General features: G+C 58.8%; 9 protein-coding genes. 3 read left to right on the forward strand and 6 right to left on the reverse strand.

What is annotated here, in order from left to right; all coding sequences use genetic code 11:
- Positions 1 to 92 precede the first annotated feature (92 nt).
- Complete coding sequence (gene csrA / locus ACYAR8_RS19280; RefSeq protein ID WP_065989520.1) at positions 93 to 281, forward strand: carbon storage regulator CsrA; 189 nt, start codon at positions 93 to 95, stop codon at positions 279 to 281.
- A gap of 293 nt (positions 282 to 574) precedes the next feature.
- Here the strand turns inward: csrA and ACYAR8_RS19285 are convergent, their stop codons facing one another.
- Complete coding sequence (locus ACYAR8_RS19285; protein WP_074892951.1) at positions 575 to 811, reverse strand: DUF465 domain-containing protein; 237 nt, start codon at positions 809 to 811, stop codon at positions 575 to 577.
- Between the two features lie 163 nt (positions 812 to 974).
- On the opposite strand from ACYAR8_RS19285, the gene ACYAR8_RS19290 reads away from it, so the two are divergent.
- On the forward strand, positions 975 to 2,228 hold the full coding sequence (locus ACYAR8_RS19290; protein WP_463580772.1) for a M20/M25/M40 family metallo-hydrolase: 1,254 nt from the start codon (positions 975 to 977) through the stop codon (positions 2,226 to 2,228).
- Between the two features lie 45 nt (positions 2,229 to 2,273).
- Here ACYAR8_RS19290 and ACYAR8_RS19295 read toward each other — a convergent pair whose 3' ends face one another.
- The 5 genes from ACYAR8_RS19295 to ACYAR8_RS19315 all read right to left on the reverse strand — a co-directional run bounded on the left by ACYAR8_RS19295 (position 2,274) and on the right by ACYAR8_RS19315 (position 7,182).
- Positions 2,274 to 3,206: a ketopantoate reductase family protein gene (locus ACYAR8_RS19295; protein WP_463580773.1), complete on the reverse strand. Its 933-nt coding sequence runs from the start codon at positions 3,204 to 3,206 to the stop codon at positions 2,274 to 2,276.
- Between the two features lie 179 nt (positions 3,207 to 3,385).
- The gene (locus tag ACYAR8_RS19300) at positions 3,386 to 4,753 is read right to left on the reverse strand and encodes a pyridine nucleotide-disulfide oxidoreductase (protein ID WP_463580774.1); all 1,368 of its coding nucleotides are present in this window, start codon (positions 4,751 to 4,753) and stop codon (positions 3,386 to 3,388) included.
- Between the two features lie 785 nt (positions 4,754 to 5,538).
- Positions 5,539 to 5,994 (reverse strand): hypothetical protein, encoded by a 456-nt coding sequence (locus ACYAR8_RS19305; protein ID WP_108119967.1) that lies wholly within the window; start codon positions 5,992 to 5,994, stop codon positions 5,539 to 5,541.
- An 86-nt stretch (positions 5,995 to 6,080) separates the two neighbouring features.
- Positions 6,081 to 6,341: a DUF1652 domain-containing protein gene (locus tag ACYAR8_RS19310; protein WP_108119966.1), complete on the reverse strand. Its 261-nt coding sequence runs from the start codon at positions 6,339 to 6,341 to the stop codon at positions 6,081 to 6,083.
- Between the two features lie 364 nt (positions 6,342 to 6,705).
- Positions 6,706 to 7,182: a GNAT family N-acetyltransferase gene (locus tag ACYAR8_RS19315; RefSeq protein ID WP_074892964.1), complete on the reverse strand. Its 477-nt coding sequence runs from the start codon at positions 7,180 to 7,182 to the stop codon at positions 6,706 to 6,708.
- A gap of 342 nt (positions 7,183 to 7,524) precedes the next feature.
- On the opposite strand from ACYAR8_RS19315, the gene ACYAR8_RS19320 reads away from it, so the two are divergent.
- On the forward strand, positions 7,525 to 8,457 hold the full coding sequence (locus ACYAR8_RS19320; protein ID WP_074892966.1) for a hypothetical protein: 933 nt from the start codon (positions 7,525 to 7,527) through the stop codon (positions 8,455 to 8,457).
- Positions 8,458 to 9,214: the final 757 nt, after the last annotated feature.

Raw genomic sequence — 9,214 nt, forward strand, 5'->3', positions numbered from 1 at the left:
CGCATTTGGATGCAATCGGCAATTACCATCACCCAAAGGCTCACGCCAGCCTCCCGGTAGAGGCGCTTCATGAGGCCATCAAGGAAAAGATTATGTTGATACTCACCCGCAAAGTCGGCGAAAGCATAAACATTGGTGACGACATCACCGTTACCATTCTGGGCGTTCAGGGCCTCCAAGTCCGTCTTGGCATCAACGCTCCGAAAGATGTTTCAGTACACCGTGAAGAAATCTACAAGCGCATCAAGGCCGAGGCTGCCCCCGACCAGGATCCGCAATAAGCCCTCCGGCTTATGCTTATTCGATACCTGTCAGTGGCCACCCGGTGCTGACAGATCGGCGACGGCGACTGACCAGACGCCGTTTTTTTTCGTCTTAACTTTGGATCCATCCAATTCGCCTCGCTGACAACTAAGCGCGGACGAACACACAGATTCAGCGTATTGGACGATGCACTTCCAAATGCCGTGGCAAGTTGTCAGGCATTTGGGATCGCCAACTTAAAACGGCCGACCTCCATAAGAGATCGGCCGTTTTAGCTGCTGCAGCTTTTAGGGCAAAACCGTCCGCTCGGTCAGCCTGCCGTTCCCAACTGTTTGGCGATAGTGTCTTTGGCCTGCAGTCGTTTTTCCTTGAGTTTCTTCAGTTCATCGTCGGAAACATCGCCCGCCTGTTCGACGCTGAGGATATGGGCGTCCAGCTCATCGTAATGATCGACCAGGGCATTGAGCTTCGCGTCGCCGCCTTTGCGCTTGGCGAGCTCTTCTTTGGTGATGCTCAGGTCCGCGTACAAATCGTGCTTAACCGGCATGGGATGCCTCTCCTCTGATGACTGATGTAGGAATGTTGAGGGTAGCCCAGCCTGAAGGTTCGGCGTTTTTGCCGATGCGAATAACGCGTTATGATATGCACGATCCGGTGCAACGGGCTACGGTGTCGGTCCAGCCCCTTTCGTGCCACATCAAGGATCGACCATGACCTCACCGTTCTCCCGTTCTCTTCTCGCCAGCGCGCTGGCCTTCGGTATCGCCCTGTCTGCGGCAGCGCCTGTATTTGCCGAGCCCAATAAACAGGTTCAGGCGGATGCCGAGCAATACAAGGACGAAGCGCTGAAGCTGCTGGAGCAACTGGTTAATATCGATACGGGGTCCGGCTACGAGCCGGGACTGACCCAAGTCAGTGACATCGTCGTCGCCCAGCTCAAGGCGCTCGGCGCAACCATCGAGATGATCCCAAATACCGCGCCGGACAAAAGCCAGCATGTGGTCGCCACCCTCAAGGGCAGCGGCAAGGCAAAGATCCTGCTGATGGCGCACATGGACACCGTTTTCAAGGAAGGTTCCGCCGCCGCCCGCCCGTTCCACATCAAGGACGGCCGTGCTTACGGGCCAGGGGTGATGGACGACAAGGGCGGTATCGTCGCCGGCCTTTACGCGCTGAAGATTTTGAAAAAGCTTGATTTCAAGGACTACGCGCAGATTACCTTCCTGCTGGACGCCAGCGAGGAAACCGGCTCGGCCGCCGCCACCGCGCTGATCCAGAAGGTCGCCAAACAGCACGACGTGACCCTGAACCTGGAGCCGGGACGCCCTGCCGACGGTCTGGTGATCTGGCGCAAAGGCAGCGCCACCGCAGTGGTTGAGGTCAAGGGCAAAGCCTCTCACGCCGGCGTGGCGCCGGAACTGGGGCGCAACGCGGCCATGGAAGTCGCACATCAGATTCTGCAACTGGGCGAACTGGGTGATGCCGAGAAGAAGACCACGATCAACTTCACCGTGCTCAACGCGGGCGATCGCACCAACGTGATCCCCGATCAGGCCACCGCCAAGGCCGATGTGCGCGCCGCCGTGCCGGAAGAGTTCGACCGCATCGAGAAGGATCTGGCGCGGGTGTCGGCTGACAAACTGATCCCGGACACCGAAGTGACCACCCGCCTGGATCGCGGTTTGCCGCCCATGCCCCAGACGCCGGAAACCGACAAGCTGGTCGACATCGCCCAAGGCATCTACGGCGAGATCGGCCGCAAGCTGACCATCGAAGGCAGCGGCGGCGCGGCCGATGCGAGCCTCTCTGCCGGGGTCGGCGTCCCGACTCTGGACGGGTTCGGCATCGTTGGCGGCAACATTCACACGCCCGAGGAATATGCTGAAGTCAACAGCGTGTCGCCGCGCATCTACCTGCTGACGCGGATGATCATGGAGCTGGCGACGCACACTCCGGGCAAGTGAGCGACGCCTGCTGCCTGAGCCTTTTACGTGAGCTAGGTGAGCCTGCTACGTGAGCCGCCGCGCCTCATACGTGCGCAGGTGCAGATACACGTAATCGAGCGCCGACAGTGATGCTTGAGCTGAACTGTCGGCGCCTGGCCGCCGGGCAATCATTTCGCCGAACACATGCTGCACTTCGATCGGCGCGCCGCGCTCGATGTCCCTGAGCATCGAGGCGGTCATCTTCGACCCGGGGGCGGTCAGCATCGCCTCGAACCGTTGCCGAACTTCACTGCGCAGTGGGTACCCGGCGTGACCAGCCACCTGGGCGCACTCATCCAGCAGCTTCAGAATCAGCCCTTCCCCGCCACTGGCGACCACGTCGCCGATACTCCCGCGCATCGATCCTGTAACACCGGCCCCGGTCGCGATGAAGCACCACTTCTCCCACATTTCCTGAGTAATCTGGTCACTCGGGAGCGCATCGAATCCTGCATTGCCCAGCACCTCGGCAACTTTATGGATGCGTGGCGTCAGCCCGCCGTCGCGTTCGCCAAACGAGAGCTGGTTAGTGTCGTTCAAATGAAGGATGGCACCCGAGGCATCGCGGTCCAGCGAGATCAGGCATTGGCCGCCGAGCACATTGGCAGGAGAGAACCGCTCGGCCAGCCGATCCAGATGCGCCATCCCATTGAGCAGCGGCAGGATCAGCGTCTCCGGCCCCACCGCAGGCGCGAAGCATTCCATGGCGCTGTCGAGGTCGTAGGCCTTGCAACTGAGGACGATCAGGTCAAATGGCGTGTCGAGCATCGCCGCCATAACCTGCGGCGGCGAAGGGTATTCGATGTTACCCAGCGGGCTGCGCACGATCAGCCCGTCGCGCTCCAGTTCCTGGGCGCGCCCTTCGCGCACCAGAAATGTCACGTCTCGCCCGGCATCCAGCAACCGGCCGCCGAAATAGCCGCCGATCGCACCCGCGCCCACCATCAAAATACGCATTGGTCAGTTCCTGTTCGATGCAACGTCGAGGGTCAGGCAAGCAGAATAGATGAGCCGCCGAACTCTGGCGAACGGCTTATATGGCGGCCAACATATTTTGTGCCGGTTGAATCACGGGCAAAAAAAATCCCGGCCTGCCTGATCAAGGCAGCGCCGGGATGCAAGTACTGCAAGAAGAGTCAGGATTGCGCGTTAACCAGCGCGGGCCAGAGGAACGGCAATCGTTCTTCGCTGCGACTGGATACCAGCCGTGGCGCCGCAGCAACGGGCTGTATTGCCGGCGTCTGCAAGCGGGTCAGGACCGAATCGATCACCACGCCGCTGGCGTCGTGGTGGAACTGCCAGACGCCGTAAATGCGGCCGTCAAACGACGCTTCGCTGCCCAGTCGCGGATCGACCCCCAGCCCTGCCCCCAGACCGAACAGGTGCAGGCCATGCAGGCGCTGACCGCTGGCGTCGAGCGGACAACCCGAAGGATCGGAATCCAGTCCGCCCTTGACCTCCATCAGCGTGATGGCCTCGCCACCGGCATGACTCAATCCCGGCAGCAACGGCTGATAGCCCGTGCACTGCACGACAATGTCGGCTTCGGCCAGCGCCTGACGTGCGCGTTCGAACTGATCCGCCGGGCCCTGATGGGTTTGCAGCAACTGCACGCGCACGCCGGTCTTGCCGATCTGGCCCTTGGACAAGGCTTCACGCCCCACGTCCAGCGCCCGGTAGCGCAAACCGCCTGAGCGATTGACCCGCCCCGAAACCGGGCAAACGTCCCTGGCCGCATCGAATACATAGCCGGCGTCATGGGCAGCCTGGGCGGTTTCGTAAAACAGGCGGATGGGCGAACGGTGTACCAGCGTGACCTCTTCCAGGCCGGCAAACTCCAGCGCGTCGGCCAGGTTTTCCAGCACCGAGAACGCACTGTGGGAGCCGCCCACGACGCACACCCGGCCCTTGGCCGCCAGTGTCCTCGCAAAGAGGTGGCGCAGTTGCACGGCATTCATTCTCAACAGTGCATCGGCGCTCTGGATCTGCGCCGAGGGCGGCACCGCGAGGCCTTGATCCGCCAGGCTGTCGAGGAGGTGCTGCGGGTCCTGCCAGCCACCCAGATTGAGGACAACTGCACGGCTGCGAATACGTCGACTGCGGCCATCGGACTCGACCCATACCTGATATTCGTCGCCTTCGCGCACGATCTCGGTGATCGTCGTGCTGCTCCATAACTTCACGCCGTAGCGCTCGACGATAAAATCGAGCACCAGCTTCGAGGCTTCCGCCAACAGTTCAGCGACGTCCGCCAACTGAGGCGCACTTTGCGCCTGACGACGGATGCGCCAGTACGCGGGCGAATGTTCGAGGGGTTCAAAGACATCACGCAACGCCGGGTCGCGCAGACAATCAAGGAACACATCACCCACCGAGTTGGCGGTGATACGGTAATCGCCCAAACGACCCGTGCCCGGCGTGGGACTCGCGTCGACAATGATCAAACCTTCCTTGGCCAGCTCTGGCATGGCGCCACTTTTCAATGCATTGAAAAGCAGTCCCATTCCTGCAGGTCCGGCACCTCCCACTACGCAACCGCAAACGGTTTCCAGATGATCTCCTTGCATAACTGTTACTCCACGCTGGGTCGTTACCATATCGCTGCCTGCTTTATAAACAGCCGCACTTACATGCGCGTTCAACCGCTATCGCTGAGGCAATGTCTGGACTTTCAAGTTGAAAAATAAACAAGCTTTTACTGAACTACCGTACTTGGCAGGCAAGACGACCGCGATGACGTGCGTCACGTTGGCGGCTGTAGAAGGTCTGACGATCAACACGTGGCCGATCAATCGGCGCAGGCTCTGGAACGCTGGTTACCGGATGGCAGATGCTTTTTCCAAGCCCGCCGTGGTGCCGACTATCTGCGCTGCCCGTTCCCGGTTTTCCCGGAGGACGCTACCGCCAACTCATCGCGCGTCTAAGGGATTAATCCTGGAACGAGAAGTGTCGGGCGCTTGCACTAAGCGCGGTTCACCCAAGTTCAAAACGTAAAGTGATAGTTGCAAATAACACATGCAGTGTCAATTTTCTGAGAAAACAGGGATTGCTACTATTTCGCCATGCAAGCCATTGATTCATAAGGCATAAATAAATATGACGCCATTAACACGTCGCCACTGAGAGGCCCCATGGATTTATAAAATGGAAGTCTTCGGTAATTTAAATTGAAATGGCCGGTCTTCCACGAACAGGAGTCGCTTTCTTCGTTTAAGACGACGGCCAAGAGCAGCTAAAGCTGCTCTTGGAGAATGCACACCGTCGCCGGCTGCGTTGAGAAAAACGAGTTCTACTGCGCGCCGGTATGCACGTGGATCGCCTGAGCGATACCCAGCGGTTTGCCGGATCGCGTGTCTGGAGGACTGAGAGGCGATGGGCTGAAAACCGAATTGATAATTAGGGGCGAGGCAGGACCGGATGTTTCTTCGGACTTGGCGGACCCGACGCTTACCGGCTGACCCGAGGGTACAATGGCGGCGCCGTAGCGCAGGCCATCTACCTGAGGTTTGACTTCCAGCACAGGCTCCGGCGGCAGGAGCTGTTCCCGCTCAAGGGGCGTCATGGGCGGTCGGAAGCTGGCATTCCGCGTTTCCAGATGCTCCAGCATTGTGATGATCGTTCCGGCGCCCACGACCACAATCCCCAGCAGGCAGCCGACGCCGATCATCACATTGCGACGACGGCGCGATGGCGCCGCTCGTTCCTGCTCTCGTACTGCCTCGATCTCGGGTTGCGCGTACGCCATGCAAATCCTCAATATCCCGCCTGGCCGCTTTCGGCCGATGCAGACCAACATAAGGCGGAACGATGATTATTGCTAGAGCCCCCCACTCAGCTCGCCAAGGCGTGGGGATAATGCCTGGCCTTTTCGAGCTCGGCCTGAAGGTCTCTGATCAGCACGCACAAGGCGTGGCTGTTATCGAGGGAATCCAGGGCAATATTGGAAACGAACAGTTCGACATGCTCTGTTGCAGGATTGATGACTTCAACCGTCATCAGATCCTCCAATACGGTGCAGTTGCAGCGCAGGGGCAGAAACGCACTTTCTATGATGCTGCGCAGTTCAAGGTTAGAGAGCGTACAAGCGATCATCGTCAATCCTCCACAGGCAGGACTGGATGATGCTTTCAGCCACTCGCCTGACGCTAAGTCACCACTTCCACGAAACTGGAAATGTTTCCCGGGCTCCCTCCCGCTATCCGGCGATCAGGGATAATTCACGTTATACGCCGCGCCCCAAAGTGAGGCAAACGACTGCCGTACCCCCGCACTAAGCTGGGCCTGAAGTAGATTGCTTAAGGAAAATCGATTCACCGCACTGGAACGGTCTGCATTCATTGTTGAATTGGCGGAATAATCGGATTTATGGGCTGGTAGGCGCCAACTTTAGTGTTCATCCATTCGTCGGGCACCCGTGAAGCACCCGACGAATGACCTCATCGAACGTTGCCGCAGCTTAGCTTCGAGGCAACTTGAGGTGGATAAGGGCCACGCGGGCGCCCCTCTTGTCCAGGCGCTCTTCAATGGCGAACGGCTTGAAACCCAGCTTGGGGTAGAAGAGCAGTCCGGGGACATTATGGTTGAAGCAGGAAGCCGTCAGTTCTGCCGCTTCGTGCTTGCCGAACGCCAATTCCATCATGCAGCCGATCATGTAGCGGCCGACGCCTTTTGAACGGAAGCGCGGGTCGATGATGACGTTACCCATGGAACAACGGCCTCGGAAATCGTAACGGGAGAAGTTGGCAAATCCCACGACCTGGCCGTCCAGTTCGATGACTGTGTTGTCCGAGCGCTGCTCGATGGATTCGGTCAGCTGCTCCGGGGTCAGCGGGAATACCGCCTTGGGAAACATATAGAAGAGCTCGTCGATGCTCTGGGGCATGTCGCATATGAAAGGGATGTCTTTTTCTTCCAGGGGGCGATGGACAAACATGCTGGGTTACCTCTCGAAGAAACAGGAGCCGTAGACGGACTATAGCGGTCAACCCGCGGGGCTGACGTTATAAGACACCATTCCGACAGAAATGTGCCGGAATGTTGCGGTTTGGCCGATTGCGCGGCAGGAGATTGTCGCAAACCTCTGACACTCATGGAAATCCCGTCACCGGGCAGAACGCATTCGCCCGTTCGTGAAGCTCTTGCATTTTGCACGACGCTGTGAGCGTTTGATTTTTACAGCCCTTTGATTTTATTGGTTTTTTTGCAAACCGATGGCTGGCACAGGCAGTGCACCGTAATGGGGAGAAGTACAACATCATTCGCACGGAGCAGCACAATGAACGTCTCACCTGATTCTTATCCTGCCGCTGTAGAGGAATCCTCCTCGGTCTCAGGCGTGTCCTGGGGTGCCATCTTTGCTGGCGCCGCCGGTGCCGCCGCGTTGTCGTTAATCCTGGTTCTGCTGGGATCGGGCCTCGGTTTCTCGGCGATGTCGCCTTGGGCCAACGAAGGCGCGAGCGCGAAGACCATCGGTATTTCCACGGTAATCTGGCTTGCGCTCACGCAGATCGTGGCCTCCGGTCTTGGCGGGTATCTCGCCGGCCGTTTGCGCGTCAAGTGGGCCAACATGCACGGTGACGAAGTTTACTTCCGTGACACCGCGCACGGCTTCCTGTCGTGGGCTGTCGCTACCCTGGTGGCTGCCGTGTTGATCGTCGGTTCGGTCAGCGGCATCGTGGGCAGCGGCGTGAAAGCCGGTGCAACGGCGGTGGCCGGCGTTGCAGGCACTGCCGCCACTGCAGCCGGTTCTGCAGCGGGCAATACCAGCAGTGATCAGTACGGCTACTACATTGATTCGCTGTTCCGTGATGATCGCCCTGCCGCTGTCAGCGATGACGCTGCCCATGGCGTTGTAGTCCGTATCTTCACCAAGACAATGGCCAATGACGGTCAGTTGGCTCCGGAAGACCGTACCTACCTGGCACAGCTGGTCGCTCAGCGTACCAACATGAGTCAGGCCGATGCCCAGGCGCGCGTTGATCAGGTTTACGGTCAGGCCAAGCAAGCTGTGGCAGATGCCAAGCTGAAAGCTCAACAGGCTGCCGACGCTGCCGCGAAAGCCGCTGCAATGGCCTCGCTGTGGACATTCGTGTCGCTGCTGTGCGGTGCGTTCGTGGCCAGCCTTGCTGCCATCTGGGGTGGTCGTCGCCGTGATGCGGTGACGTATGTCGAAACCCGTGCTTATACCAATACTTCCAGCATTCGCTGATTAAGGAGAGTCATCATGCGTTCACTACTTTTGTGGTTCCTCGGCATCCCAATCCCGATCATTATTTTGATTGCACTGTTTGTGCATTGATTGAGTGATTGATCAAAGATCCGCGCTGTTCTCCCCGAGGCAGCGCGGATTTTTTTCGTCTGGTGAAAAGTTGGTGGAGCATCTGCCTGGGGGCAGATTGTTTCGCCTTCGGCGAGTTACTTTTAAAAAGCACTAAAAGTAACCAAAGTGCCTGCTCTCGGTTTGGCCTGCACCCAAGTCGCGACTGGTGTCGTCTGAACCCTTTGAGTATGAAGATCAAAAGCGCGTTTAAAGCAGATCAAAAGCTTCCCGGCTGAAGCCGGTCCCACAGTCGGGGTACCGCACTTTCATTGTCTGATCGTTTCTGATCGTTCCCACCCTCCGCGTGGTAGCGCATTCCCGGACGCTCCGCGTCCCTCAGACGACGCGCACTCGACCTGGAGAGTGGACGCGGAGCGTCATGAAATGCATTCCCACGCGGAGCGTGGGAACGATCAAACTGGCGCGCGCGGTCTGTTAGTAGGACCGGCTTTAGCCGGGAAGCTTTTGATTCGCCCTCGATCTGCTTTTGACCTGCTTTTGATCTTCAGACGCAAAAAGCCCAGACACCGCCAATCGCGACTTGGGTGCAGGCTGAACGCAGGTCTCGCGGAGTGGGCCGAGCGGCATGGATGCCGCGAGAGCCGCCCCCCGCCATGGATGGCGGATGGCGGCGGGCCCACGGAGC

Source organism: Pseudomonas sp. HP_01 (genome assembly GCF_055284355.1).